The sequence below is a fragment of the Mesorhizobium sp. WSM4809 genome, assembly GCF_055811655.1.
This window is the reverse complement of record NZ_JBVVQW010000007.1, coordinates 180,671-206,890: the sequence shown is the minus strand read 5'-3', so window position 1 is coordinate 206,890 and position 26,220 is coordinate 180,671. Positions and strand designations below refer to the sequence as shown.

Annotated in this window: 21 protein-coding genes; 9 read left to right on the top strand and 12 right to left on the bottom strand. The window is 63.4% G+C overall.

The genetic code is table 11. The annotated features are described in order from the left end of the window. Positions 1-216 precede the first annotated feature (216 nt). The gene (locus AC0L24_RS19890; protein WP_127808789.1) at positions 217-1,593 is read left to right on the top strand and encodes an MFS transporter; all 1,377 of its coding nucleotides are present in this window, start codon (positions 217-219) and stop codon (positions 1,591-1,593) included. Between the two features lie 170 nt (positions 1,594-1,763). On the opposite strand, the gene purH is transcribed toward AC0L24_RS19890, so the two are convergent. The 4 genes from purH to htpX form a co-directional block, all read right to left on the bottom strand. Further along, a complete protein-coding gene (purH, locus tag AC0L24_RS19885; protein ID WP_127273763.1) occupies positions 1,764-3,380 on the bottom strand; it encodes a bifunctional phosphoribosylaminoimidazolecarboxamide formyltransferase/IMP cyclohydrolase in 1,617 nt (538 codons plus the stop codon). A gap of 294 nt (positions 3,381-3,674) precedes the next feature. Beyond that, entirely contained in the window at positions 3,675-5,399 is a 1,725-nt protein-coding gene (locus AC0L24_RS19880; RefSeq protein ID WP_127808790.1) for a heparinase II/III family protein, read from the bottom strand. Positions 5,400-5,547: 148 nt separating this feature from the next. Further along, positions 5,548-6,975, bottom strand: coding sequence for an RsmB/NOP family class I SAM-dependent RNA methyltransferase (locus AC0L24_RS19875; RefSeq protein ID WP_127808791.1), 1,428 nt, complete (start codon positions 6,973-6,975; stop codon positions 5,548-5,550). Next, complete coding sequence (htpX, locus tag AC0L24_RS19870) at positions 6,933-7,949, bottom strand: zinc metalloprotease HtpX (protein ID WP_127808792.1); 1,017 nt, start codon at positions 7,947-7,949, stop codon at positions 6,933-6,935. Before htpX ends, AC0L24_RS19875 begins: the two co-directional genes overlap by 43 nt. Before the next feature lie 119 nt (positions 7,950-8,068). Here htpX and AC0L24_RS19865 point away from each other — a divergent pair, with 119 nt between their 5' ends. Continuing rightward, positions 8,069-8,290 carry a DUF1674 domain-containing protein gene (locus tag AC0L24_RS19865; protein WP_127808793.1) on the top strand — a complete coding sequence of 74 codons (222 nt, stop codon included), beginning with the start codon at positions 8,069-8,071 and terminating at the stop codon, positions 8,288-8,290. Positions 8,291-8,297: 7 nt separating this feature from the next. On the opposite strand, the gene AC0L24_RS19860 is transcribed toward AC0L24_RS19865, so the two are convergent. After that, positions 8,298-8,963 (bottom strand): HAD-IA family hydrolase, encoded by a 666-nt coding sequence (locus tag AC0L24_RS19860; protein ID WP_127301864.1) that lies wholly within the window; start codon positions 8,961-8,963, stop codon positions 8,298-8,300. Between the two features lie 171 nt (positions 8,964-9,134). Between AC0L24_RS19860 and AC0L24_RS19855 the strand changes: the two genes are divergently transcribed. The 3 genes from AC0L24_RS19855 to AC0L24_RS19845 all read left to right on the top strand — a co-directional run bounded on the left by AC0L24_RS19855 (position 9,135) and on the right by AC0L24_RS19845 (position 13,449). After that, a complete protein-coding gene (locus AC0L24_RS19855; protein ID WP_127397486.1) occupies positions 9,135-10,004 on the top strand; it encodes a transglutaminase-like domain-containing protein in 870 nt (289 codons plus the stop codon). Positions 10,005-10,344: 340 nt separating this feature from the next. Then, positions 10,345-11,820: a TadE/TadG family type IV pilus assembly protein gene (locus tag AC0L24_RS19850; RefSeq protein ID WP_127808794.1), complete on the top strand. Its 1,476-nt coding sequence runs from the start codon at positions 10,345-10,347 to the stop codon at positions 11,818-11,820. 360 nt (positions 11,821-12,180) lie between these two features. Beyond that, complete coding sequence (locus tag AC0L24_RS19845; RefSeq protein WP_127397484.1) at positions 12,181-13,449, top strand: SAM-dependent methyltransferase; 1,269 nt, start codon at positions 12,181-12,183, stop codon at positions 13,447-13,449. 1 nt (position 13,450) lies between these two features. Here AC0L24_RS19845 and AC0L24_RS19840 read toward each other — a convergent pair whose 3' ends face one another. Both AC0L24_RS19840 and acs read right to left on the bottom strand, forming a co-directional pair. Further along, a complete protein-coding gene (locus tag AC0L24_RS19840; RefSeq protein WP_127808795.1) occupies positions 13,451-14,194 on the bottom strand; it encodes an MOSC domain-containing protein in 744 nt (247 codons plus the stop codon). Further along, positions 14,194-16,149, bottom strand: a complete 1,956-nt coding sequence (gene acs, locus AC0L24_RS19835; RefSeq protein ID WP_127808796.1) for an acetate--CoA ligase — start codon at positions 16,147-16,149, stop codon at positions 14,194-14,196. The genes AC0L24_RS19840 and acs overlap by 1 nt, the downstream gene beginning before the upstream one ends. Positions 16,150-16,451: 302 nt before the next feature. Here acs and AC0L24_RS19830 point away from each other — a divergent pair, with 302 nt between their 5' ends. Continuing rightward, on the top strand, positions 16,452-16,724 hold the full coding sequence (locus AC0L24_RS19830) for an usg protein (protein WP_013529022.1): 273 nt from the start codon (positions 16,452-16,454) through the stop codon (positions 16,722-16,724). A gap of 144 nt (positions 16,725-16,868) precedes the next feature. Here AC0L24_RS19830 and AC0L24_RS19825 read toward each other — a convergent pair whose 3' ends face one another. Both AC0L24_RS19825 and AC0L24_RS19820 read right to left on the bottom strand, forming a co-directional pair. Next, complete coding sequence (locus AC0L24_RS19825) at positions 16,869-17,903, bottom strand: aldo/keto reductase (RefSeq protein ID WP_127808797.1); 1,035 nt, start codon at positions 17,901-17,903, stop codon at positions 16,869-16,871. Positions 17,904-17,955: 52 nt separating this feature from the next. Then, a complete protein-coding gene (locus AC0L24_RS19820) occupies positions 17,956-19,137 on the bottom strand; it encodes an MFS transporter (RefSeq protein ID WP_127808798.1) in 1,182 nt (393 codons plus the stop codon). Positions 19,138-19,256: 119 nt separating this feature from the next. Between AC0L24_RS19820 and AC0L24_RS19815 the strand changes: the two genes are divergently transcribed. After that, the gene (locus AC0L24_RS19815) at positions 19,257-20,165 is read left to right on the top strand and encodes a LysR family transcriptional regulator (protein ID WP_127808799.1); all 909 of its coding nucleotides are present in this window, start codon (positions 19,257-19,259) and stop codon (positions 20,163-20,165) included. A 44-nt stretch (positions 20,166-20,209) separates the two neighbouring features. On the opposite strand, the gene AC0L24_RS19810 is transcribed toward AC0L24_RS19815, so the two are convergent. The 3 genes from AC0L24_RS19810 to AC0L24_RS19800 all read right to left on the bottom strand — a co-directional run bounded on the left by AC0L24_RS19810 (position 20,210) and on the right by AC0L24_RS19800 (position 22,792). After that, positions 20,210-21,259, bottom strand: a complete 1,050-nt coding sequence (locus tag AC0L24_RS19810; RefSeq protein WP_473564083.1) for an aldo/keto reductase — start codon at positions 21,257-21,259, stop codon at positions 20,210-20,212. A 146-nt stretch (positions 21,260-21,405) separates the two neighbouring features. Continuing rightward, complete coding sequence (locus tag AC0L24_RS19805; RefSeq protein WP_473564082.1) at positions 21,406-21,690, bottom strand: type II toxin-antitoxin system Phd/YefM family antitoxin; 285 nt, start codon at positions 21,688-21,690, stop codon at positions 21,406-21,408. Between the two features lie 439 nt (positions 21,691-22,129). Beyond that, the gene (locus tag AC0L24_RS19800) at positions 22,130-22,792 is read right to left on the bottom strand and encodes a YggS family pyridoxal phosphate-dependent enzyme (protein ID WP_473564081.1); all 663 of its coding nucleotides are present in this window, start codon (positions 22,790-22,792) and stop codon (positions 22,130-22,132) included. Between the two features lie 155 nt (positions 22,793-22,947). On the opposite strand from AC0L24_RS19800, the gene leuS reads away from it, so the two are divergent. Both leuS and lptE read left to right on the top strand, forming a co-directional pair. Then, positions 22,948-25,572, top strand: coding sequence for a leucine--tRNA ligase (gene leuS, locus AC0L24_RS19795; RefSeq protein WP_127808802.1), 2,625 nt, complete (start codon positions 22,948-22,950; stop codon positions 25,570-25,572). Beyond that, positions 25,559-26,137 carry an LPS assembly lipoprotein LptE gene (gene lptE, locus AC0L24_RS19790; RefSeq protein ID WP_127808803.1) on the top strand — a complete coding sequence of 193 codons (579 nt, stop codon included), beginning with the start codon at positions 25,559-25,561 and terminating at the stop codon, positions 26,135-26,137. The genes leuS and lptE overlap by 14 nt, the downstream gene beginning before the upstream one ends. Positions 26,138-26,220 lie beyond the last annotated feature (83 nt).

The following is a 26,220-nucleotide window of genomic DNA, read 5'->3' as shown; positions in this document are numbered from 1 at the left end:
GCAGGGGGTGGAGGACGGTGCCGGACCTTCGGTCCGACTTCCCTCGCGAGAAAAAATAAGGGCTTGGCCCGCGCCGCGGAGGAAAGCCAATTGCTGGGTTTTCGAACAACGAACGCCCGGCAGGGGCAAGGGACGGCACCAAGCTTCGTTCATTGCATGAGCGCATGAAACATGCAGACATGGCGCCCGACACGGAACCGGTGCCGGGGGATCATCATGACGGTAGAAACAGTGCAGCGTGCGTCCGGGCGCGGCATCTGGGGATGGATGTTGTTCGACTGGGCGGCGCAGCCGTTCTTCACCGTCGTCACCACCTTCATCTTCGGGCCTTATTTCGTGTCGCGGATGGCGAGCGATCCGGAAACCGGGCAGGCGGCCTGGGGCTACGGCATTGCCGCGGCCGGCCTTGTCATTGCAGTGCTGTCGCCGATCCTCGGCTCGATCGCCGACCAGACCGGACCGCGCAAGCCGTGGATCGCATTCTTTGCCGCGGTCAAGATCACCTGCCTTTGCATGCTTTGGTTCGCGGCCCCCGGTTCGAACCTTTTCCTGGTCGTGCTGTTCTTTTCGCTGGCGTCGGTGGCGGCGGAGTTTTCGACCGTGTTCAACGATTCGATGATGCCGCGCCTGGTGCCGAAGAGCGAGATCGGCCGGGTTTCCAACATGGCCTGGGGCCTTGGTTATCTCGGCGGCATGATCGTGCTGGTCTTCGTCGTCGCCTGCCTGGCCGGTTCGCCTGAGACCGGCAAGACGATCATCGGCATCGACCCGCTGTTCGGACTCGACCCGAAGCTCGGCGAGGATGCGCGCGCAACCGGCCCTTTGTCAGCCGGCTGGTACTTCCTGTTCATCCTGCCGATGTTCTTTTTCACCCCCGACGCCATCAAGGGCCTGCCGATCGGTCCGGCTGTGCGAGAGGGGTTGGCGGAGCTGAAAGTGACATTGGGCGAGGTGCGCAAGCGCAGCGGCATCTTCCGCTTCCTCGTCGCCCGCATGATCTATCAGGACGGCGTCAACGCGCTGCTGGCGTTGGGTGGCACTTTCGCAGCTGCGATGTTCCACTGGTCGATCACCGAAATCGGTATTTTCGGCATCATTCTCAATGTCGTTGCCATCTTCGGCTGCCTGGTTGCAGCCCGTCTCGACACGGCGCTTGGCTCAAAAACCATCGTCATGATCTCGCTGGTCCTGCTCAGCATCGCCACGATCGGCATCGTCTCGACCGGGCCGGGCTACACGTTGTTCGGCCTCTGGATGATGCCTGGGCCGGACAGCGGCGGCCTGTTCGGCACGGCAGCGGAAAAAGCCTACATCTTCTTCGGCCTGTTGATCGGCGTGGCTTTCGGGCCGGTGCAGGCGTCGTCGCGATCCTACATGGCGCGCAGCGTCACGGCGGCAGAATCCGGCCGCTATTTCGGCATTTATGCACTGGCCGGGCGGGCGACCAGTTTCCTGGCGCCGTTCATGGTCGCGTCCGTCACCCTGGCCAGCGGCTCGGCGCGGCTCGGCATGGCGGTGATCGTGCTGTTCCTGGGCATCGGCATGGCGATCCTGGTCAAGACGCCCTATCCGGCGGACCGGCCGGCGGGATAGGAGCGCCTCTTTCCTTCCCCCCTTGTGGGAGAAGGTGGCCTCGCGAAGCGAGGTCGGATGAGGGGTGTTCCAGGGAACACCAACGTCTCACTTCGCTGGAACACCCCTCAACCGTCTCGGCGCTACGCGCCGATCCACCTTCTCCCGCAAGGGGAGAAGGAAGAAGTGCGTCAATGGCGGAAATGCCTGATCCCCGTAAACACCATGGCGATGCCGTGCTCGTCGGCAGCGGCGATCACGTCCTTGTCGTTCATCGAACCGCCCGGCTGGATGACGGCGGTGGCGCCGGCGGCGATTGCCGACAGCAAGCCATCGGCGAAGGGGAAGAAGGCGTCGGAGGCGACGACCGAGCCCTTGGTCAGCGGTTCGGCAAGGCCGGCGGCCTCGGCGGCGTCGAGTGCCTTGCGGGCGGCGATGCGTGAGGAATCGACCCGGCTCATCTGGCCGGCGCCGATGCCGACGGTGGCGCCGTCCCTGACATAGACGATGGCGTTGGACTTGACGTGCTTGGCGATGCGGAAGGCGAATTTCAGGTCGGCCATTTCGGCCGGCGTCGGCGCCCGCTTGGTCACCACTTTCAGTTCGAGGTCGTCGACGACGGCGTTGTCCCGGCCCTGGATGAGCAGGCCGCCGGCGACGGATTTGACCGTCGTACCCGGCGTGCGCGGGTCCGGCAGCCCACCGGTGACCAGCAGGCGCAAATTCTTTTTCGCCGCCACGATGGCCGCTGCCTCGTCGGTGGCGCCGGGCGCGATGATCACCTCGGTGAAGGTTTTTACGATCTCTTCCGCCGCCTCGGCGTCGAGGGTGCGGTTGACGGCGATGATGCCGCCGAAGGCCGAGACCGGGTCGCAGGCCAGCGCCTTGGCGTAGGCGGCTTTCAGCGAGTCGCCTTCGGCAACGCCGCACGGATTGGCGTGCTTGATGATGGCGACGGCGGCGGAAAGGTCGGGGTCGAACTCGCCGACCAGTTCGAAGGCGGCGTCGGTGTCGTTGATGTTGTTGTAGGATAGCTGCTTGCCCTGCAGCTGGCGCGCCGTGGCGACGCCCGGGCGCTTGTCGCCGTTGACGTAGAAGCCGGCGCTCTGATGCGGGTTCTCGCCATAGCGCATCACCTCGACCAACCTGCCGCCAAAGGCGCGCCATGTCGGATGTTCGATCTCGAGCGCCTCGGCGAACCAGCCGGAGATCGCCGCGTCATAGCTGGCGGTGCGGGCAAAGGCCTTGGCCGCCAGCTTCTTGCGGAAATCCAGCGAAAGCGAGCCGATGTTCATCTCCAGCGCATTCAGCACCGAGGCGTAATCGCCGGGGTCGGTGACGATGGCGACATAGGCGTGGTTCTTGGCCGAGGCGCGGATCATCGCCGGCCCGCCAATGTCGATGTTTTCGACGATCGACGCGTAGTCGGCGCCGGAGCGGCGGACCTCCTCGAACGGATAGAGATTGGAGACGACGAGATCGATCGGCTCGATGCCGTATTTGCGCATTGCCGCGGAATGCTCCGGATCGTCGCGCACGCCAAGCAGCGCGCCATGCACCCCAGGATGCAAGGTCTTGACGCGGCCGTCCATGATCTCGGGGAAACCGGTGAGCTCGGAGACGTCGCGCACCGGAAGGCCCGCGTCAGCGATCGCCTTTGCCGTGCCGCCGGTCGAGACCAGCTCTACGCCTGCGGCTGCCAGCGCTTTGGCGAAATCGATGAGGCCGGTCTTGTCGAAAACGGAGAGCAGGGCGCGACGCACGGGAACAAGGTCTGGTGCGGGAATGTTCTTGGCGGCGACGGCCATGGGCTGGCAGCCTTTCACGACTGGTGTGATGGATGCCCGCGCCCGTAGCACATGCCGTCCGGAAATCAAACCGGCGGTCAGGTGGGGCAAGGCAATGAATCCGTATTAAAACGAAAAACCCGCCTGTGTGGCGGGTCACTGGCGCAAATCAGCACCATGGGCGAATTTGTACCATAGCTGAGGTCACCGAGTCAAGAAAAAATTCCTATCGCTGCCGACGAAAGCTGCCGATGCTGCCGAACTGGTTGTCCTCAGGCCTTCTGTTAACCTGCGTTGGAAGCCCTGCCAGGAGGATCAGTTGTTTTCCGGATGACCGGCGATGCTGGTGCGCGTCAGCTGCCAGTGGACTTCGGCGATTTCCGAGGCTTTGAAGGCAAGCACGATCTGGCGGCTGCGGCGCGGGCCGCCAAGACCGGCGAAATAGATCGATTCATCGACTTCCGGCACCACTTCGGCTGCTGTGAACACCCAGGTATCGGCCTGATCGGCGGCCAGCACCAGGCGGTCATGCTCGTCCTGCAAAAGGTTGATGTCGGGGTGGACATGGAAGCGGACGGTGACGAAGTCGCGGCCATTGTTGCGGATCGCGGTATTGCCGGGCCGCTGGAAGCGGTCGCGGCCGGCCAGCACGTTGCCGTTCGACGACAGCTTCAGCTCGCGCTCATGCAGGAAGCCGAAGCGCGGGACATAGCCGTCATGACGGGCGATGAAGCCCTGAATGCCCTTCTGGTCGGTGCGCTTGCACTGCACGTGCTGCGGGCCGCCGATCAGCGGGGAACCGAGCAGGTCGTTGACACGCAGCGAATGGCTGAAGCGCGCCGACGAGGTGTCGTTGATGGTGGCGGTCGAGTGCGCGGCGGTGGCGCGCGCCAGCGGCCGGAATTCAGCCGCGCCATAGGTGTCGATACCGGCATTGACGATGTAGTGCTGGCGGCCGGACGATAGTTCGAAGGCAAGGCAGCTGGCGTGTGCGGCGTTGGACACATCGACCGGCGGCGGCGGGCCGGTGTCGGCGATGACTGTGGTGCCGCCCATCGACAGGCGCTCATAGCCGGAATGCGGCGCATGCAGCAGCGGCGCGCCGGCGGTGTCGTCGTGGCGCAGAATGGTGGCGATGCGGTCGTGGATGGTGGCGCCCATGCCGTTGAAGCGGGCGAGGCTGCCATCCTGATGGCGAAAGAAGCGCAGCGCCGGCAGCATGCGGTCGATGGCGCCGATCAGCGCCTGCGGCGGCGTTTCCGCCTGGTTGGCATAGGTCTGGCGCAGCGGCAGAAGGTCGGCGAGGATTTCCAGGACGACCATTGGATTGCGCGAAATGTGCCCGCCATCGGCGAGGATCTGGCGGTCGAGTTCCTCGGCAAGATTGCGGGTCGCGCCACGCAGGGCCGATGCCGGCGCCGGCAGGGACAAGGCAGCGAAGGCGAGCGCGATGCGAGCCCGCAGCCTGTCCTTGCCGTCGGGCATTTCGCGCGCCATCGACCTGAGGTAGCGGATCTGGATGGCTACCGATTTCAGGAAGGCGCGGTAGAAAGGGAACTCGGCGCCCTGCAATACGACCGAGGAGTGCTGCAACCAGGCGATGATGCGCTTGGCCGTCGTGCCGGGCTCCCAGGCGATGCCGGAAATATGGCTGCCATGCATGGTGATCCAATCGGAGACCAGGGCGCGGGCATTGGCGGCGGCAAGCTCGGTGCCGGCGGCGCGCATATGGCGCAGCCAGCGAAAGCCGTGCAGCGTCTTCTGCCAGCCGTGATTGGGCACGCTGATCTGGAAAGGCGACTTGCCGCCGGTCTCGACGAGATGCCCCGACAGGGGATAGCGGCCGTAATAGATCTCGAGCGCGATCTGCGGGTCGGCGAGGCGCAGGTCCGGCGGTGCGATCAGCACACGTTCCGGCGTGCGGCCGGAATAGCGCCAGCGATAGACAGGCCCGGCGCGCAGGCGCCGGCGCGTTTTGCGCCAGAACTCCTTCGCGACAAGCGTCCACAGACGCGTCGTGCTGCTGGCAGCAAGTGCCAAAACCCCTCCTGATCGTCCTCTACCCCGGCGCCGAGTCTACATGATTGCACGATTCGTGCGAAGGCGAATTCCACGACCCCACGCCGGTTCACCTGGCTTTGCCCCCGATCCTACCCCTAAAAGTCAGTAAATCCGGGCAATTCAATCGCTAGCCGGCTCGCCGCATGCGAGCGGCGAAGAAACCGTCGAGGCCCGAGCGTTCCGGCGCGCCGAGCTCCAGGTCGGCGGGCGTGGTGCGCAGCGTGCCTTGCGGCGTCAGGAACGGATCGATGCCGGCGATCTCGCCTTGCCGCAGCGGATCGTTGGCGACTTCAGGCGTGCCGGCCAGAAAGGCGTGATAGAGATCCTCGCCTTCGAGCGGATCGAGCGAACAGTTGGAAAAGACGATCCTGCCGCCGGGCTTCACCAGCGTGACGGCGCGGGCGAGCAGCCTGCGTTGCAGGTCGGCCAGTTTTTCGACATCGGCCGAAGTCTTGGTCCATGGCACGTCGGGATGCCGCCGCACCGTGCCGGTCGATGAGCAGGGCGCGTCGAGGAGCACGGCGTCGAACAAGTCCTTCGGCTCGTATTTGAGCAGGTCGGCCTGAACGATTTCGGCGGATAGGCCGAGACGGTCGAGATTCTGCGTCAGCCGCACGAGCCGGTTCTTCGAGGTGTCGACGGCGGTGACCTTCGCGCCGGCAACGATCAGCTGCGCGGTCTTGCCGCCGGGCGCGGCGCAGAGATCGGCAACCCGCAATCCCGTGACATCGCCGAACAGCCGGGCGGGCAGGCTGGCCGCGGCGTCCTGGACCCACCAGGCGCCCTCGGCAAAGCCAGGCAATTCAGTGACAGGACCGACAAGATTCTCGACCCGCACCGTGCCGGTCGGCAGGACGATGCCGCCGAGTTTTTCGGCCCAGAGACCGGGATCGGCCTTGACCGAGAAGTCGACCGGCGCCTCAACGCGATGCGCTTCGAGGATCTGTCCGGCCTTCTCGTTGCCGTAGGTGGTCTTCAGCCGATCGGAAAACCATTTGGGCGCTTCGTCGGTGGCGGCAAGGGCGGCAGGCAATTCTGTTTCCTTGGCACGTGCCAGTGTGCGCAGCACACCATTGACGAGGCCGGAGAAGCGCACCGTGCGCGGATCGGACTTGGCATGGGTCACCGCAATGTCGACGGCGGCGCTGTCGGGAATATCGAGGAACAGGATCTGTGCCGCCGCCACATGCAATATGTGCGACAAAGCGGTGGCATTGGGTGGCAGCGGCTTTTCCAGGCGCCGCGCCAGCAGCCCCGATATGGTCATGCGGTAGCGCAGCGCGGTGACCAGGATGGCGCGGACAAGGCCGCGATCGCGCAAATCGAGCGCCTTGTATTGCGGGTGGCCGTTTTCGTGATCGGTCAGCCCATCAAGCGGGGTCCTGGCGTCGATGACGGCGGCAAGCAGGCGCGCCGCCGCCTTGCGTGCGGCGAGGCCGGCAACGAAGTCGCCGCCGTCCCTGTGTTCCTGATCGCCTGAAACCGTGCGTCGAGGTCCTCTGTCCGCCACGCTCACGACCACCGGCCCTTGGGCCCGGTCGGATTGCGACCCCATGGGTTGGATTTGGGCTTGGCGGGCTCCGCCGGCTGCTCGGGCTGCGCTGCCTCGCCCCACGGGCCGGATGGCCGCGGTTGATCTGCCTGCCGTGGCGTCGACGCCTGGCGCGGGGCGGCCTGGGTTTCGCCTTGCATCTGCTGCGCCATCGCCTGCAAGGCTGCGATGCGGTTCTCAGTGGCGGGGTGGGTGGAGAACAGGCTGTCCATGCGCTCGCCGTGAAGGGGATTGATGATGAAGAGATGCGCGGTCGCGGGATTGCGCTCGGCATCGGGGTTGCGGATGCGTTCGGCGCCGCGGGCGATCTTGTCAAGCGCCGATGCCAGCCAGAGCGGGTGTCCACAGATTTCAGCGCCACGCCGGTCGGCCTCGTATTCGCGGGTCCGGCTGACCGCCATCTGCACGACCATCGCTGCAAAGGGCGCTACGATCATCGCCGCCAGCACGCCGACAAAGCCGAACGGATTGTTGTCGCGATTGCCACTGAAAAAGAAGGCGAAATTGCCGAGCATCGAGATGGCACCGGCAAAGGTGGCGACGATCGTCATGGTGAGCGTGTCGCGGTGCTGCACATGGGCGAGCTCGTGCGCTATGACGGCTGCGACCTCCTCGGGCGTCAGCGCCTGCAACAGGCCGGTGGAGGCAGCAACCGCCGCGTTCTGCGGGTTGCGGCCGGTGGCAAAGGCGTTCGGCTGCGGGTTGTCGATCAGATAGGTCTTCGGCATCGGCAGGCCGGCCTGTTTGGCCATTGCCTGGACGATGGCGTAATATTCGGGCGCGTTCCTTTCGTCGACCTCGACGGCACGGTTCATCGACAGCACCATCTTGTCGGCATTCCAGTAGCTGAACAGATTGGTGCCGGCCGCGAACAGGAAGGCGATCATCATGCCGCCGGTTCCGCCGATCAAAAAGCCGACGCCCATGAACAGCGCCGTCATCGCGGCAAGAAGCATGGCGGTGCGGATGGTGTTCATCGTCTGCTCCTGTCGAAATGGCACCGAAAAGGGGTCGATCGTCGTGCGTTCATGGCTATATGATGGGAAACGCCAGTTCCTGTTTCAATTGACTGGGCTCAATCTGCCGAGATTATCGCATGACCGACGAAATCAGTAAAACAGGCGCCGCTTCTGTCGAAGCGGCATCGCAGAGAGAGCTAACGCCGGCCGCACGCCGTGCGTTGGCCGAGGCCGCAGCGCGGCGGGAAGACTACCGCGAAAAGGAGGCCGCGCTGCCGAAGGAGATCGGCGGCCGCGGCGGCAAGGAGCCAGGGCGCTACGGCGACTGGGAGGTAAAGGGCCTCACCAGCGATTTCTAGATGCCGCCTAGGCGGCGTTGCGCTGCGGCTCGAGCGCGATCCAGCCACGCTCGTCGACGGTGATGCCGACCATGTCGTAGCCTGCGATCGCGGCATGTTGCGTTGGCAAGGGGTGCTTGTGCGTGGCGCTGATGACCATGACCGCCGCGCCCGCCGCTTCGGCTGCCGCGATGCCAGCTGGAGCATCCTCGAAGACGAGGCAATCGCGCGCGTCGAAGCCGAGCCGTTCCGCGCCAAGCCGGAAGCAATCGGGCGCCGGCTTGCCGCGGGAGACATCTTCCGCCGCGACGATGATGGCCGGGACGGGGATGCCGGCGGCCTTCATGCGCAACAGCGCCAGCTCACGTGGGGCGGAGGTTACGATCGCCCAGCGTTCGGGCGGCAGCGAATCGAGAAATGCCACGGCGCCTGAGATCTGGATAATGCCATCGAGATCGGCCGCCTCGGCCTTCAGCAGCAGATCAGCCTCGTATGCCGGGTCGACGCCCGGCAGTGCCAGGCCGGTGATGGTCTCGATCGCGCGCACGCCATGGATCGTCGGCAGGAAGGCGGCGACGTCGAGCCCCTGGCGGAGAGCCCAATTGCTCCACACCCGTTCCGCCGAGGCGATGGAATTGATGAGCGTGCCGTCCATGTCGAAGAGGAAGGCCGCGAATTTTCTGCCTGAATACATGATTTTCCTTGAGTCCGGGGAGGCGCTTGGTCGGGTGGCCGAACCTAACGTCTCGACTGCGGCAGGGGAAGACACGGGGGCGTGCTTTTCGATCGGCCCAGGGAACCACGATATCCTCCGGGCGTTTGGGAAGGACTGCTTCTCACAACAACGATCGAAGGGGGACCAACGGTGCTGATCCGGCTCGGCTACGAAATCGCCATCGAATGCGTAGCCGCCACGCCGGTGATTTCAGTGCTCGAGATCCATCGGGACAGGCAGGGCGACATCAAGCGGCAGACGCGGGTGCTGACCTCGCCCGCGGTGCCGACAAGACTGTACCACGATCTGCATGGCAATGCCTGCCGGCGCTTCACAGCGCCCGCCGGTGGTTTTCGCATCCTGTACGACGCGGTCGTAGAGGACAGCGGCGAGACGGACGAGGTAAACACCCTGGCCAGGGAAGTGCCGGTGGCGGATCTGCCCGACGAAGTTCTCGGTTATCTCCTGGGCAGCCGCTATTGCGAGACGGATCATCTGAGCAGCCTGGCCTGGCAGCTCTTCGGTGACATCCCGTCCGGCTGGGCGCGCGTGCAGGCGATCGTCGACTATGTCCACAACCGGCTGTCGTTCGGCTATGGCTATGCGCGCTCGACCCGCACCGCGGCGCAGGCGCATGAGGAGCGCGTCGGGGTCTGCCGTGACTTCGCCCATCTGGCGATCGCGCTTTGCCGCTGCATGAATATTCCGGCACGCTACGTGAACGGCTATCTCGGCGATATCGGCGTGCCAGCCGATCCGGCGCCGATGGACTTCTCGGCGTGGCTGGAAGTGTTCCTCGACGGCAAATGGTACACGTTCGATCCTCGCCACAACACGCCCAGAATCGGCCGTATCGTCATCGCCCGCGGCCGCGACGCCACCGACGTGCCGCTGCTGCACAGTTTCGGCCCCCACCGGCTCAGCCTGTTCAAGGTGTGGACCTATGAACAGGAAGGCAATCTGTTCAACCCGCCCTACCACGGCATCGACAGGACCGTCAGCGCACAGATGCTGGCGTAATCGCGACGCCTACCGATGCGACAGGGTGGCAGCGAGGTTCTTTCCAGGCGCAACTTTCGGGACACATGGTCCGCTTCGGCACAGTGAGCTTGTGCCGCAACAGGACGCCGTCGATGGCGTCGCGATGCCTTGGGCCAGATCATGGTAAGCGGCCGGTAAACGCGAGCGCCACGGCGCGTTCCCGTTTACCAACCGTTCACCTTTGCGGGTTCCAAAACTCAACAAAAACAACGACTTGCTGTTGGAAGGCGAGCTCTCCGCCAGGCCAAGGCGACATCCGGCGGGAATCCTGCATTGCCCTTTCCGCGGCGACGAGGCCGAGGCGAGTGGAGGCTGTAGGATGCGGAATTACGGGGGTCTTGTTCACGCGGTCGGCGGCTTCGCCAGGGATCGCGGTGGAAATTTCGCGGTCCTGTTCGGCCTTAGCGCCTCGGTCTTGGCGCTGGCAGCGGGCTTCTCGGTCAACGTATCGCAGCTCTACAATGCCAGATCGAGCCTCCAAGGCGTGGTCGACGCCGCGGTCACGTCGACGGCACGCGACCTGACGACCGGCGTCATCAAGGAAGCCGATGCCGACAATTCGGTGCAGGCCTTTCTCGACGCCAACAGCCAAGCAGGCATTCTGCAGGCCGACCAGATCGTGCTCGACAGGCTGATCGTCAACAGGACTGCCAAGACGGTTCAGGCCGACGCCCATATCGATGTCGCGCTGTACTTTCCGATTTTTGGCACGGGCGACATGAAACGCGTCACCGCTTCCACAACGGCGCTCTATTCGGACAAGACCGTCGAAGTGGCAATGATGCTGGACATAACGGGATCGATGGCCAAGCGCGGCAAGGTCGACAAGATCGGCGATCTGAAAGCTGCTGCAAAAAATGCTGTTCTGACGATGCTGCAGAAGCAGGATCCGCAGAACCCCCGCATCCGCGTAGCGATTGTGCCTTACGCGTCTGGCGTCAACGCCGGCAAGCTGGCGGAAAACCTCTATGCCGAGAAGCAAGGCAGCTCTGAGCTGCCACCCGTCGCCGGCAGTCCGCTTCTCGTCGCCAAGACGGGCAAAAATCTGCTGCCGTCCTTCAGCGACTACATCTCCATTGTCGGCGCGGCGATGCCACGCCCGGACAATTGCGCCACCGAGCGCAAGGACAAGAACGGCAACGCGGATATGAGCGCCGACGGCCCAGACACTGTTCGCACCGACAGGAACGGCAAGAAATACTATGCCCTGGTCAACCGGGACGATCATCTCGGCGGAGATATGAACAGGTGCCCTGATGCGGAAGTGATCCCGCTGACCGCCGACTCCGATGCATTGCTTGAATCGATCGAGGACTTCCAGGCCGATGGCTACACGGCCGGCGCGATCGCCATTCAGTGGACCTATTATATGCTGTCGCCGCAATGGCGCACTGCAATCAGGAACGCCGGTCTCGGCAAAGGCGCCTCGGATGCCGATCCGAAGAAGATCGCCAAGGTCGCGATCCTGATGACCGATGGCCAGTTCAATACCGCCTTCGCCGGGGCTGGGGACAGGTACAACAGCCAGGGCAACCTTGCGCGCGGCAACGCCGAAACGCTGTGCGAAAACATGAAAAATGATGGCATCGAGATTTTCACCATTGGCTTCGATCTGGACGACAACGACATGTCGGCAACCGAGCGGGACCAGGCAAAGGCGGTGCTGAAGGACTGTTCGTCGAAGGATACCTCCGCCGCCAAGAGGCATTTCTTCGACGTGTCCACCGGAGCCGAATTGGACGATGCCTTTCAGGAGATCATTCGCAACACCGAAAAGGTCGCATTGACCCAGTAGTCCGCAAACGGAAAAGGCCGCCGCTTCTTTCGAAGCCGGCGGCCTTCCGTGTTTCCGTCCGTGGCGCGGCCCATGGCGGCGACCTATCGGGTCACCTGCCGCGCATTTCGCGCCTTAACGGGAAGACTGCTTCCCGAAAGTGCAATCCGCTGAGGCCACGTTCTGGAAAACGAAATCACTCGACATCGGATCACCTCCTTTCGATTTGTTGAACACATACTCATGATGGGGTGCATTGCAGCAAAAGACAAGGTGCGGGTCTGAAATTAGCCTACGGGCGGGCCTGGTGCGAGCCGGCTTGCGGTTGCCAGGCAGGCCGGGCAAACTTCCGCTCCGGGGGTCGGCATTCGGAGGAATCGCATGGAGGCAGCCGAAAAGGCCGCTCGCATCGTTCGAACGGTGATCGAAACATTGAAACCGGGATTTGCCGTCAGGCTATGGACCGGAGAGCGGATCGGCCCCGCCACGGGTCCGGTGCTCACCATCAACGACCAGGACATCGTCTGGCAGATCGTGAAGCGACCGTCCCTGTCGACGCTGATCGAGATGTGGATTTCCAAAACGATCGACATCGAAGACGGGACGATTTTCGACTTCTACGCCCTGCCATCGCAAGGCAAGCTCAGAACCAAGCTCAAATCGCTGCCGAAAATGGCGATCCTGCGCGACCTGCCTTCCGTGCTTTTGGCGCGCAAGCAGATGACGGCGCGGACCGATCTGTCGGGGCGCAATCCTTATGTCAGCGGTTCGAGCCAGGAGGCGATCCAGCATCACTACGACATTTCGAACGCCTTCTACCGGCTCTTCCTCGACGAGCGCATGGTCTACAGCTGCGGCTACTTCAAGGATTTCGCCAATGGCATCGATCAAGCACAGATCGACAAGCTCGACCATATCTGTCGCAAGCTCCGGCTGAAGCCTGGCGAACGACTGCTCGACATCGGCTGTGGCTGGGGAGCGATGCTCATCCATGCCGCGAAGAACTATGGTGTTATCGGCCACGGTGTCTCGCTGTCGCAGGCGCAGACCGATCTTGCCCGCGAACGCATCCGCGCCGAAGGGCTGGAGGACCGCATCACCATCGAGATCAAATCCTATGCCGAACTCACCGGCTCGTTCGACAAGATCTCGTCGATCGGCATGTTCGAACATCTCGGGCTCGCCAACCACGCCACCTATTTCAAGACCATTCATCGCCTGCTGAAGCCGGGCGGCATCTATCTGCACCACGCCATCACCCGGCGCAGCAAGGGCGAATTGAAGAAGACGCTGCGCAAGGGGCCGGAGTACAAGGCGCTGCTCAAATACATCTTCCCCGGCGGCGAACTCGACACGATCGGCATGACAACAGGTAATCTCGAGGCGCATGGTTTTCTCGTCTACGATGTCGAGAACCTGCGCGAGCACTATGCCCGCACCTGCAGACTGTGGGCGGAGCGGCTGCACGAAAGGTTCGACGAGGCAATCGCCGAGGTGGGCGAAGCCAAGGCACGGCTATGGCTGCTTTACCTGACGGGCTGTTCGATCACCTTCGAACGCGCCTCGGCGCAGATTTTCCAGACCGTCGTGACCAAGCGCGCGCGTGGTCCAAGCGGCCTGCCGCCGACGCGGGCGGATCTGTATCGATAGCTTACAGGAAGCGCATCGCGTCGCCGGTTTCGACGCGCGCCGGCCGGTCGACCGTGCAATAGACGCCGAGATTGTGGGCGTTATGGCGGACCAGGTTGCGCAGGATCGCCGGATCATGGTCGAAGCCATCCTGGGCGATGATGGTGAAACCGCAGCGGCGGCAGGGTTCGGAGATGGTCAACTCCAAGTCGCCGATCGCCAGCTTGCGGCCGATCCATTCCGTTTCGGGAAACGAGCCTTCGATGGCCGCCATGTCGACGACGATGTTGGGGCGGAAGCGGCGTGGGTCGGTGGCGCCCTCTGGATGCAACGCCTTCAGGCGTGCCAGCGAGGCGGTGGTCAACAGATGGATGGGCGCCTTGCGGTAGCGCTCCGCGGTCAGCGGGCCGGAATAGCCAGGCGCGGCATTCTCGCGGCGAAACGGCCGGATTGAGGCCTCGAAGCCGAGATAGGCCGACACTGCGCGGTCGCTCTCGATACTTGGCGCAGCCAGCCAGTTGCCCTCGGGAACGGCAATCTCGAGTTCCAGGGCAGGCGACAGCCGGGTGCGGATGCGCGGCACCTTGTGCCATTTCGGGTCGCGGTCCGGTCGGGCGATCTCATTGTCGGACTTGTCGACAAGGCCGAACATACGGTCGCCCTCGATGCTCTCGATATCGACCGAGATTGTTTCGCGACGCTCGCCGGCAAGCGAACTCGCCGGATAGCGCCAAAGCTCACTGACAATGCCAAGCGCTGCCTGCATCAGCTCTTCTTGTTTTGCCGGTTGGCGACCAAATCATCGACGACGGCCGGATCGGCGAGCGTCGAGGTATCGCCGAGCGCTGAAAAATCGTCCTCGGCAATCTTACGCAGGATGCGGCGCATGATCTTGCCGGAACGCGTCTTCGGAAGGCCGGGCGCGAACTGGAGCTTGTCGGGCGAAGCGATGGCGCCGATCTCCTTGCGGACATGGGCGACCAGCTCCTTGCGCAGCTCCTCGCTCGGCTGCTCGCCGGCCATCAGCGTGACGTAGCAGTAGATGCCCTGTCCCTTGATGTCGTGCGGATAGCCGACGACGGCGGCTTCCGAAACCTTGTCGTGGCTGACCAGTGCGGATTCGACCTCGGCCGTGCCCATGCGATGGCCGGAGACGTTGATGACGTCGTCGACGCGGCCGGTGATCCAGTAATAGCCGTCGGCGTCACGGCGGCAGCCGTCACCGGTGAAATACTTGCCCTTATAGGTCGAAAAATAGGTCTGCACGAAGCGGTCGTGGTCGCCATAGACGGTGCGCATCTGGCCCGGCCAGGAATCGGTGATGCACAGATTGCCGTCGGCCGCCCCTTCCAGAACCTTGCCCTCGCCGTCGACCAGCTGCGGCTTGACCCCGAAGAAGGGCCGCGTCGCCGATCCCGCCTTGAGGTCGGTGGCGCCGGGCAGCGGCGTGATCAGGATGCCGCCGGTCTCGGTCTGCCACCAGGTGTCGACGATCGGCACCTTGCCGTTGCCGACGATGTTGAAATACCACTCCCAGGCTTCCGGATTGATCGGTTCGCCGACCGAACCCAGTACGCGCAGCGACTTGCGCGATGTCTTGGCGACATGCGCGTCGCCGGCGCCCATCAGCGCGCGCAGCGCCGTCGGCGCGGTGTAGAAGATGTTGACCTTGTGCTTGTCGATGACTTCCCAGAAGCGCGACTGCGACGGATAATTCGGCACGCCTTCGAACATCAGCGTGGTGGCGCCGTTGGCGAGCGGGCCGTAGACGATGTAGCTGTGGCCGGTGACCCAGCCGACATCGGCGGTGCACCAGTAGATGTCGCCGTCATGGTAATCGAAGACATATTGGTGGGTCATCGAGACGTAGACGAGATAGCCGGCGGTGGTGTGCAGCACGCCCTTCGGCTTGCCGGTCGAACCCGACGTGTAGAGAATGAACAGCGGGTCCTCGGCCTTCATCTTCTCGGGCTTGCATTCGGCTTTCACCGTCGCGACCTCGTCGTGGTACCAGACGTCGCGGCCTGAAACCCAGCCGGTCTTGCCGCCGGTGCGGCGCACGACCACCACCTTTTCGACTTTCGTCCCGGCTTTCGCGGCGATCTCGATCGCCTTGTCGGTGTTTTCCTTCAAAGGGATCGGCTTGCCGCCGCGCAGGCCTTCATCGGCCGTGATGACGAAGGTCGACTTGCAGTCGTCGATGCGGCCGGCCAGCGCATCCGGCGAGAAACCGCCGAAGACGATCGAATGGACGGCGCCGATACGCGTGCAGGCCAGCATCGCATAGGCGGCCTCCGGGATCATCGGCATGTAGATGGTGACGCGGTCGCCTTTCTTGACGCCGTGTTTCTTCATCACATTGGCGAGCCGGCAGACATGCTCGTAGAGCTCGTTATAGGTGACCTTCTTGTCATCGTAGGGATTGTCGCCTTCCCAGATGATGGCGGTCTGGTTGCCGCGCTTCTTCAGGTGCCGGTCGATGCAGTTGTAGGAAACGTTGGTCAGTCCGTCCTCGAACCATTTGATCGAGACCTTGCCGTCGAAGGAGGTGTTCTTGACCTTGCTGAAGGGCTTGAACCAGTCGATGCGCTTGCCGTGCTTGCCCCAGAATTTGTCCGGGTTCTTGACGCTGTCGGCATACCATTTCAGGTAGGTGTCATTGTCGATCAGCGCGTTTTTCGTCCACGCCGGCTGGACGCGATGGACATGAACCTCGGACATTCCTGACTTTCCTCCCGAACCAATCGCCGGCTTGAAATGCCGGCGGGATCGCAGCGACAGGGCCGCGAATTCGGCGGCATTATTACCAGTTCCGCCGTTACGGCAACATTAGACGTTGGATTCGCGCGGCGGGATGCCGCAGGTGGCTTTCCCGAGGCTGTCAGCACTCGGCCAAGTGCGCTGCTAACTGCATGTTTTCGCATGCTAAAGCCGGTTCAGATGAAGAAAAAATCAATAGACGATTAATCAGCGGCGCGCACAATCAGCCGTGGGAGGACAGGCGAATCAACCTGGGGACCGTAATGCGCGACCATGCCGAAATGGACCTGATGCTCAAAGGCTATGGCTTGACCACGGCCAAGATTCTTTATCACTTTCCCGATCACCCGCATCTGCTGCAGAGCTTCATCTGGCAGGACTACGATCTGGCGCCGAAGTTTCCGGTGCTGATCAAGTTCATCGAATTCTGGAAGGCCAAGCTGGACGGGCCGCTGCATTCGATCAGCTACACCCACCAGAAGCTGATCGCGCCGAATGAATGGCGCAAGGTGGATGGTGAGTTCGTGCTGCACTGAGAACAAGTAGCCAGTGATTGGCGGAAACGCCCATCGCTTCGTCATCCTAGGGTCTCCGCCACGGAGCTGCGCTCCTGCTTCGCCCTAGGATGACGAACCTGTGAGACGGCGGCCAACTGCAAGCGTTTCCGCCAAGTCAGCCGCTCACACAGCCGGCGGGTTGAGCCGGGCAAAGCCTTCCTGCCGCCGATACGGGAAGTACGGGTAGGGCGCGGTGACTTCGCTTGCGGCGTCGAGTTTCCCGATCTGCTCCGGCGTCAAGGTCCAGCCGACGGCGCCGAGGTTCTGGCGCAACTGCTCCTCGTTGCGGGCGCCGATGATGACCGACGACACGGTCGGGCGCTGCAGGAGCCAGTTGATTGCGATCTGCGGCACGGTCTTGCCGGTTTCCTGCGCCACCGCATCGAGCGCATCCATCACCCGATAGAGATGCTCGTCCTCCACCGGCGGTCCGAAGCTTGCCGTGTCGTGCAGCCGGCTCTTTTCCGGCAAGGGCTGGCCACGGCGGATCTTGCCGGTCAGGCGGCCCCAGCCAAGCGGGCTCCACACGAGCGCGCCAACGCCCTGGTCGAGGCCGAGCGGCATCAGCTCCCATTCATAGTCGCGGCCGACCAGCGAATAGTAGACCTGATGCGCGACATAGCGCGGATAGCCTTGACTGTCGGCTTGCGCCAACGACTTCATCACTTGCCAGCCGGAGAAATTGGAGACGCCGACATAGCGCAGCTTGCCGGCGCGCACGAGTTCGTCCAGCGTCGACAAGACCTCCTCGATCGGCGTCCCGGCATCGAAAGCGTGCAGCTGCAACAGGTCGATATAGTCAGTGCCGAGGCGCTTCAGCGCGGCGTCCACCGACTTGATCAACCGCGACCGGGAAGAGCCATAGTCAGCGGGGCCGTCGCCCATAGGCAGCGCGGTCTTGGTCGATATCAGGACGGCATCGCGGCGGCCTTTTATCGCTTCGCCAAGCACCTCTTCCGAGGCGCCGTTCGAATAGACGTCGGCAGTATCGAACAGATTGACGCCGGCCTCCAGGCAAATGTCGATCAGCCGCCGCGCTTCCCTGGCATCGCTGTTGCCCCAGGCGCCGAACAGCGGGCCGGAACCGCCAAAGGTTCCCGCGCCGAATGAGAGTGCGGGCACTTTCAGGCCCGATGCACCGAGACGTCGATAGTCCATCTTTTTACTCCTGTGGAATGAAGGGTGTCGAAAGCGGGTTTGCAGAGGACGGTCATGACCGGATGGGGGCAGGCTCGCCGAGCGTGGCGGTGCGATCGAGACGCAGCGCCAGGCCCGCCACGCCGAGCGCGGTGAGCGGCAGCAGCGCGGCGACCCAGGTCAGGGAGCCCAGGCCAAGACCATTGGCAATCACCGCGCCACCAAGCCAGGCGCCTGCGGCGTTGCCGAGATTGAAAGCGGCGATGTTGAAGGACGAGGCGAGGCTCTGGCCGGCACCTTGCGCCTTGTCCAGCACCCACATCTGCAGCGGCGCCACGGTGGCAAAGGCCGCGGCACCGAGCAGGCCGACATAGATCACGGCCATCACCTGGCTGTGGATGGCGAAGGTCATGGTGGCAAGCACCAGGGCCAGTACCACGAGACTGCCCAGCACGGCCGGCACCAGCCAGCGGTCGGCGACCTTGCCGCCAAGCAAATTGCCGGCAATGAGGCCGCCACCGAAGACGAGCAGGATCGGCGATACGGCCGCTTCCTTGAAGCCGCTGATCTCGGTCAGCAACGGAGCGATATAAGTGAAGACGGCGAAGACACCGGCATAGCCGAGCACGGTGGTGGCGAGACCGAGCAGGACGGGGGTGCGGCGCAAAACGGCGAGATCGGCGCGCAGGTCGCTCTTTTCGGGCGCCGTCCGGCTGCGTGGCACCAGAGCCAGGATGACGGCGAAGGCCGCCACACCGACCACTGTCACCGCCCAGAAGGTCGCCCGCCAGCCGAAGGCCTGGCCGAGCCAGGTGCCGAAGGGCACGCCGAGGATGTTGGCGATGGTCAGGCCGGTGAACATCAGCGCGATCGCCGAGGCTTGTCTGTTGGGTGCGACCAGCCCGGTGGCGACGACAGAGCCGACGCCGAAGAAGGTGCCGTGGGCAAAGGCGGTGATGATGCGGGCGCCCATCAGCGTCCAGTAGTCCGGCGCCAGCGCACAGGCGAGATTGCCGAGCGTGAAGATCGCCATCAGCGCCAGAAGCACGGTCTTGCGTGGCCAGTTGCCGGTGGCGATAGTCAGCAGGGGCGCGCCGATGACGACGCCGAGCGCATAGCCCGAAATGAGCTGGCCGGCGGCCGTGATCGAAACGCCGAGATCCTTGCTGACGTCAAGCAGCAGACCCATGATGACGAATTCGGTGACGCCGATGCCGAAGGCACCGGCGGCAAGCGCATAGAGAGCAAGAGGCATGGCGGTTTCCACTTCGATGACGACGAGCGCCGTCCCGCGCCCCGAGCCCTGAGATCGTGCTTCCCGGCATTGTGAACCAGACTTGCCTCGGGCACATTTTCTGTGAAATAGATTCATAAATGGCCAGGCCCGACATCAATCGCTCCGGCGAGATCGAAGTGTTCGTGCGCGTCGTCGAGGAAGGCAGTTTTTCCTCTGCCGCACGCGCGTTGCGCATGACGCCTTCGGCGGTGAGCAAGCTGATCGCGCGGCTGGAGGCCCGGCTTGGCGCGCGGCTGGTCAGCCGCTCGACGCGAAAGCTGCAACTGACGCCGGAAGGTACCGCGTTCTACGAGAGCGGCCTGCGCATCCTCGCCGACATGGCGGCGGCCGAGCAGGAGGCAGCGGCGGGTGCTTCACCGCGCGGGCGCTTGCGCGTCAACAGCTACGTGCCCTTCGGAGTACACCGGCTGATCCCGCTTCTGCCACGCTTCCTCGAACGCTACCCCGAGATTTCAGTCGATCTGGTGCTGACCGACAGCGTCATCGACCTGATGGCGGAACGCGCCGATGTCGCTATCCGTGCCGGGCCGCTGAGTGAGTCACGGCTGGTGGCGCGCAAGCTCGGGCAAAGCCCTGTGGTGGTCGTTGCAGCACCTTCCTACCTCGAGACGCAGGGCATGCCGCTGACGCCAGCCGATCTCGACAGGCATAACCGCATGGGCTTCGGGTTCGTCAGGCATCTCGATGGCTGGCCGTTCCTCGACGCGGACGGCCGCGCCATCATGGTTCCCATCACCGGCAACACGCTGGTCAGCGATGGCGAGGCGATGCGGCTGATGGCGCTGGCCGGCGCGGGCATCGCCCGGCTGGCTCGCTGGCATGTGGCGGAAGACATCGCGGCCGGCCGGCTGGTGCCGCTGCTGGAGGCATTCAATCCCGGCGACGAGGAGCCCACCCACGCCGTCTATGTCGGCCAGGGCCGGCATCTGCCGGCGCGGGTGCGTGCCTTTCTCGATTTTCTGGGAGAGAGCGTCCGGCTGAGCTGACATCCCGGGAGCCACGGCTCCCGGGATGTCAGCGTGGGCTGTATTTATGCTTTCGGCATGAACGGCGCGGGGCGGCGGCCCGCTGCCTGGCGCTCCAGCATCCAGCCGGGATATTCGGATGGCAGGGCGCTGACCTCGTCGAGACGAAGCAGATCGTCGCTGTCGAGCTTCACTTCAGTCGCGGCAAGGTTCTGCTCCAGCTGCTCCATGCGGCTGGCGCCGATGATGACGCTCATCACGAAGGGCTTGGCCAGGACATAGCCGAGCGCCACCGTGGCGACGCTGACATCATGCTTTTTGGCGATTTCGCGCATGACGGCAACGGCCGCCCAGGCACGGTCCTCATTGACCGGCGGGAAGTTGAAGGACGCGCGGCGGCCTTCGCCATTGCCGGGCACGCCGGGGCCGTATTTGCCGGAGAGCAGGCCACCGGCCATCGGCGACCACACCATCAGGCCGAGCTTCTCTTCGTTGAGCAGCGGCACGATCTCGCGCTCGAGGTCGCGGCCGGCGATCGAATAATAGGACTGGACGGTCTCGAAACGGGCAAAGCCCTTGCGCTCGGCGATACCGAGCGCCTTGGCGATGCGCCATGCCGCCCAGTTGGAGACGCCGACATAGCGAACCTTGCCGCTGGCAACGAGATCGTCGAGCGCCCGCAGCGTTTCGTCGATCGGCGTCACGGTGTCGGTGCCGTGCAGCTGGTAAAGATCGATATGGTCGAGCTGCAGCCGCTCCAAGCTGGCATCGACCGAGTCCATGATGTGGCCGCGTGACGAGCCGCGCTGGTTGGGGCCTTCGCCCATGGCGCCATGCGCCTTGGTGGCGATGACCACGTTCTGCCTGTTCACACCGAGATCCCTGAGCGACTGGCCGAGCAGCCGTTCGGATTCGCCAAAGGAGTAGACGTCGGCCGTATCGAAGAAATTGACGCCGGCGGCGAGCGAATGGGCAACGATCTCGTTGACCCCCTTCTGGTCGAGGCTGGCGATCAGGCCCCATTGGGCATTCTGACCGGCGGCGCCGAAGGTCATGGTGCCGAGGCACAGTTCGGAGACGAACATCCCCGTATTTCCAAGCTGGTTGTAGCGCATGATGGCGGCTCCAGAGAGTTTGTGATGACGCAAAGCAAATAGGAACGGTACGTTTCGTTTCCAATTGCTGGCTCAACGAGCCCGCCGAGTTGGCCTATAACCCCTCACCGCATCTAATGCCGCCATCAGAAAAGCGCCCGCTGCATTCACCGAACGAGGTTCGCATGAGTATGCGGATTATAGTCTATAACTCGGATCTTCGTCTTCGGGCGGCGATTGACCTCCTCGACGAAGTCGTCATCCCACACGGGACCTGAGAGAAGATATTCCGCAAGCGAAGGTGTTGCGCCGACCAGTCGGTCGTAGTCCTCGGGGGAGAGTACGACAGCAGTTGGCTTTCCGCGCACCGTGATGGTTTGTGGCCCTTGTTCCCGCGCCTGCCGTACGAGTTTCGACAGATTGTTCTTCGCGTCCTTAAGATGCCAGTTCAAGGGCACTACTCGCTAGATGGCTTCGCTAGTCATATACCAGATGCCGTTGAAGCATGGCAGGGTTTCCGCTCGAACAGATGTGTTCGCCAGTTCCGGACATGGGTTGGAAGCTATTGGCAGCGAGAATCTATAGCCTCTTTCGGCGGCAGATCGCAAACCATCGGGGATTGGCCTAAACATCTCTCTCGTCGTCATCCACGGGCGGAGCAAGGAGCGCAGCGACGCAGCGCAGACCCGAGGATCCATGCCGCGACATCTGCCGAAGAATGCAGCGGAACAGAATTCTGCACCGCTGCATTTTCCTTGTCGTCACGGCATGGATCCTAGGGTCTGCGCTCCGCTTCGCGTCGCTCCGCCCTAGGATGACGAAGGTGTGGTGGCCTGCAGCCAATCGAATATGTTGGAATTTAGCGACTAGAGACCGGGCTGTGCATCGGAACTATCGGCTGCCGAAGATCGCCGAACCGACGCGGACGCTGGTGGCGCCGAAGGCGATCGCGGTCTCATAATCGCCGGACATGCCCATCGACAGTCTGGCGACGCCGGCCTCTTGCCCAAGCTTTTCCAGCAGGGCGAAGTGGGGGCCGGGGTTCTCGTCGGCCGGCGGGATGCACATCAGGCCCTCGATGGCGAGGCCATGCACCTCGCGGCAGCGGGTGACGAACGCCACTGCCTCGCGTGGCTCGATGCCTGCCTTCTGCGGCTCGGAGCCGGTGTTGACCTGGACATAGAGCTTTGGCGCACGGCCCTGTTTGGCGATCTCCTTGGCGAGTTCGACGGCGATCTTCTCGCGATCGACCGTCTCGATGACGTCGAACAGCGCTACCGCTTCCCTAGCCTTGTTGGATTGCAGCGGGCCGATCAGATGCAGTTCGATGTCGGGAAATGCGTCCTTCAGGTCAGGCCATTTGGCTTGCGCCTCCTGCACCCGGTTTTCGCCGAAGACGCGCTGGCCGGCCTCGATGACCGGGCCGATGTCGGCAGCGTCAAAGGTCTTTGAGACTGCGACCAGCGTCACGGCGCCGGTTTCGCGGCCGGCCTCGCGCTCGGCGGCGTCGATCTTCGCCTTGACCGCGAAAAACTGCTGAACGGCATCGCCCATATACAAATCCTGCTGTTTTGACCGGCGTTTTTGTCAGACGCGATACCCATATGGTTGACGGGTTTGCCAAACCATGGTGAACACCCGGACCACATTCCCTGAACTGCCGAGCCGTCGCCCGCAGTTCGCGCATGCTTTTAAGTGAAAAACGCCCCATGGCAACCGAACGATACAATCCGCGCGCGTCAGAGCCCAAATGGCAGAAGGCCTGGGACGCCAAGAAGCTGTTCGAAGCGCACAATGACGATCCGCGCCCGAAATACTACGTGCTGGAGATGTTCCCCTATCCGTCGGGGCGCATCCATATCGGTCATACCCGCAATTACACGATGGGCGACGTGGTGGCGCGCTACAAGCGGGCCAAGGGTTTCAACGTGCTGCACCCGATGGGCTGGGACGCCTTCGGCATGCCGGCCGAAAACGCGGCGATGCAGAACAAGGTCCATCCCAAGGAATGGACCTACCAGAACATCGCCACCATGCGCGAGCAGCTCAAGGTTATGGGGCTGTCGCTGGACTGGGCGCGCGAATTCGCCACCTGTGACGTCGACTATTACCACCGCCAGCAGATGCTGTTCCTCGATTTTGTCGAGAAGGGGCTGGTGACGCGCAAATCCTCCAAGGTCAACTGGGATCCGGAGGACATGACGGTGCTCGCCAACGAGCAGGTCATCGACGGGCGCGGCTGGCGCTCGGGCGCGCTGGTCGAACAGCGCGAACTGACGCAGTGGTTCTTCAAGATCACCGATTTCGCGCAGGATCTGCTGGATTCGCTCGACGGCCTCGACGAATGGCCGGAAAAAGTGAAGCTGATGCAGCAGAACTGGATCGGCCGCTCGGAAGGCCTGCTGATCCGTTGGCCTCTGGCCGACGCCTCTGATGGCGAGCATGAGCTGGAAGTCTATACGACAAGGCCCGACACCATCTTCGGCGCTTCCTTCATGGCTGTCGCCGCCGATCATCCGTTGGCCAAGAAGGCCGCTGCGCACAATCCGGCGCTGGCGAAGTTCATCGACGATATAGGCCATATGGGCACCTCGGTGGCGGCGCTGGAGACAGCTGAGAAGAAGGGTTTCGACACCGGCCTCCGCGTCGTCCATCCGTTTGACGACAACTGGACGCTGCCGGTCTATGTCGCCAATTTCGTGCTGATGGAATACGGCACCGGCGCCATTTTCGGCTGTCCGTCCGGCGACCAGCGCGACCTCGACTTCGCCAACAAATACGGCCTGCCGGTGATTCCGGTGGTGATGCCGGAAGGCGAGAATCCGGCGACGTTCCAGATCATCGACGAAGCCTATGTCGATAACGGCGTGATGATCAATTCGCGCTTTCTCGACGGCATGAAGCCGGATCAGGCTTTCGACGAAGTCGCCAAACTGCTGGAGCAGAAGACCATCGGCAACCGGCCGATGGCCGAGCGCAAGGTGAATTTCCGCCTGCGCGACTGGGGCATTTCGCGCCAGCGCTACTGGGGCTGCCCGATCCCGATGATCCATTGCGAGGCTTGCGGCGTGGTGCCGGTGCCGAAGGTGGACCTGCCGGTGAAGCTGCCCGACGATGTCGATTTCGATCGCCCGGGCAATCCGCTCGACCGGCATCCGACATGGCGCCATGTGAAATGTCCGCAATGCGGCAGGGATGCGCGGCGCGAAACCGACACGATGGACACGTTCGTCGATTCGTCGTGGTACTTTGCCCGCTTCACCGCGCCGTGGGCGCATGAACCGACCGATCCCAAGGCGGCCAACGAATGGCTGCCGGTCGACCAGTATATTGGCGGGATCGAGCACGCGATCCTGCATCTGCTCTATTCGCGCTTCTTCACCCGCGCCATGCGCGAGGCCGGCCATGTCGATCTGGCCGAGCCGTTCAAGGGCCTGTTCACGCAAGGCATGGTGGTGCACGAAACCTATCGCGTCGGCTCGGCATCGAATGGCCGCTGGCTGGCGCCCACCGAAGTTCGGCTGGAGGACGTCGACGGCAAGCGCAGCGCCATCGACATCGCCACCGGCGAGGCCGTCACCATCGGCCCGCTGGAAAAGATGTCGAAATCGAAAAAGAACACGGTTAGCCCGGAAGACATCACCGATGGCTACGGCGCCGATACGGCGCGCTGGTTCATGCTGTCCGATTCTCCTCCCGAGCGCGATGTCGAGTGGACCGACGATGGCGCCGCCGGTGCGCATCGTTTCATCCAGCGCATCTGGCGCCTGGTGTCGACGGCCGCCGAAACACTGGCCGGCATCAAGCCCGTGGCGGCCAGCAGCGGCGAGGCCGCATTGGTTTCCAAGGCCGCGCACAAGATCCTGAAGGCGGTCGGAGAGGATATCGAGAAGCTCGCTTTCAACCGCGCCATCGCCCGCATCTACGAACTGGCCAACGCGCTGACCACGCCGCTCAACGAGGTGGCCGAAGGCAAGGCCGATGCAGCGCTGAAAGGCGCCTGTCGGCAGGCGGTGGAGATTCTCGTGCATCTGATCGCGCCGATCATGCCGCATCTGGCCGAGGAGTGCTGGGCGACGCTTGGCGGCACCGATCTCGTTGCCGAACGGCCCTGGCCGGTCTTCGATCCGGCGCTGGTCGTCGACATCGAAGTCACCTATCCGGTACAGGTCAACGGCAAGAAGCGGGGGGATTTGACAATTGCCCGCGACGCGGACCAAGGTGCGGTCGAAAAAGCGGTATTGGCTCTCGACTTCGTGCAGAAAGCACTTGAAGGTAAGGCTCCGCGCAAGGTGATCATCGTGCCGCAGAGGATCGTCAATGTCGTTGCCTGATCGGGAAAAGACAGAGTTGAACCATTTGCTGCGCCGCATTGCGCTTGCCGGCCTGATAGGTTCGCTCGCGCTTGTCTCGGCCTGCACGGTGCGGCCGCTCTATTCGAGCGCGCCACTGTCGGGTTCGCAGGCCAGTGCCAGTGCGGAACTGGCGTTGATCGGCATCAAGCCGGTCAATACGCGTTACGGCCAACAGGTGCGCAACAATCTGATTTTCGGGTTTGGACGAGGCTCCGGCGAGCCGGCCTCGCCGGTCTATTCGCTCAATCTCGGCGTGACCGAAGCGGTCGAGTCCGCGGCACTCGTGCAGGTCGGAACGGATGAAGACGAACCGACCGCCGGTTCCGTGACGCTGACCGGCAGCTATACGCTGGCCGATGCGAAGACCGGCGTGGTGATCGCATCCGGCAAGCGTTCGATCACCTCGTCCTTCGACAGGCCGCGTCAGGAATTCGCCGCATACCGGGCGCAGATCGACGCCGAGAATCGCGCTGCGCGAGAGTTGGCGGAAGCGCTGCAGCTGTCCATTGCCCAGGACCTTGTCCGGCACGGCAAGACCGGCTAGCGCACCTCATCGCTTCACGGAAACGGTCCGGCGCCCCAGGCATGATGGGGTGATCGCGGGATCATGACCAGATTCTCGAACAG

Excerpts from the sequence above, each read along its gene's own strand:
- lptE (WP_127808803.1), top strand. The coding sequence starts at position 25,559 with ATGTCGTTGCCTGATCGGGAAAAGACAGAGTTGAACCATTTGCTGCGC.
- AC0L24_RS19840 (WP_127808795.1), bottom strand. The coding sequence starts at position 14,194 with ATGCAGGCAGCGCTTGGCATTGTCAGTGAGCTTTGGCGCTATCCGGCG.
- AC0L24_RS19800 (WP_473564081.1), bottom strand. The coding sequence starts at position 22,792 with ATGGGCGATGCCGTTCAGCAGTTTTTCGCGGTCAAGGCGAAGATCGAC.
- AC0L24_RS19815 (WP_127808799.1), top strand. The coding sequence starts at position 19,257 with ATGGCCAGGCCCGACATCAATCGCTCCGGCGAGATCGAAGTGTTCGTG.
- AC0L24_RS19845 (WP_127397484.1), top strand. The coding sequence starts at position 12,181 with ATGGAGGCAGCCGAAAAGGCCGCTCGCATCGTTCGAACGGTGATCGAA.
- AC0L24_RS19830 (WP_013529022.1), top strand. The coding sequence starts at position 16,452 with ATGCGCGACCATGCCGAAATGGACCTGATGCTCAAAGGCTATGGCTTG.
- htpX (WP_127808792.1), bottom strand. The coding sequence starts at position 7,949 with ATGAACACCATCCGCACCGCCATGCTTCTTGCCGCGATGACGGCGCTG.
- AC0L24_RS19860 (WP_127301864.1), bottom strand. The coding sequence starts at position 8,963 with ATGTATTCAGGCAGAAAATTCGCGGCCTTCCTCTTCGACATGGACGGC.
- AC0L24_RS19875 (WP_127808791.1), bottom strand. The coding sequence starts at position 6,975 with ATGGGGTCGCAATCCGACCGGGCCCAAGGGCCGGTGGTCGTGAGCGTG.
- acs (WP_127808796.1), bottom strand. The coding sequence starts at position 16,149 with ATGTCCGAGGTTCATGTCCATCGCGTCCAGCCGGCGTGGACGAAAAAC.
- AC0L24_RS19865 (WP_127808793.1), top strand. The coding sequence starts at position 8,069 with ATGACCGACGAAATCAGTAAAACAGGCGCCGCTTCTGTCGAAGCGGCA.
- AC0L24_RS19825 (WP_127808797.1), bottom strand. The coding sequence starts at position 17,903 with ATGGACTATCGACGTCTCGGTGCATCGGGCCTGAAAGTGCCCGCACTC.
- purH (WP_127273763.1), bottom strand. The coding sequence starts at position 3,380 with ATGGCCGTCGCCGCCAAGAACATTCCCGCACCAGACCTTGTTCCCGTG.
- AC0L24_RS19820 (WP_127808798.1), bottom strand. The coding sequence starts at position 19,137 with ATGCCTCTTGCTCTCTATGCGCTTGCCGCCGGTGCCTTCGGCATCGGC.
- AC0L24_RS19850 (WP_127808794.1), top strand. The coding sequence starts at position 10,345 with ATGCGGAATTACGGGGGTCTTGTTCACGCGGTCGGCGGCTTCGCCAGG.
- leuS (WP_127808802.1), top strand. The coding sequence starts at position 22,948 with ATGGCAACCGAACGATACAATCCGCGCGCGTCAGAGCCCAAATGGCAG.
- AC0L24_RS19890 (WP_127808789.1), top strand. The coding sequence starts at position 217 with ATGACGGTAGAAACAGTGCAGCGTGCGTCCGGGCGCGGCATCTGGGGA.
- AC0L24_RS19810 (WP_473564083.1), bottom strand. The coding sequence starts at position 21,259 with ATGCGCTACAACCAGCTTGGAAATACGGGGATGTTCGTCTCCGAACTG.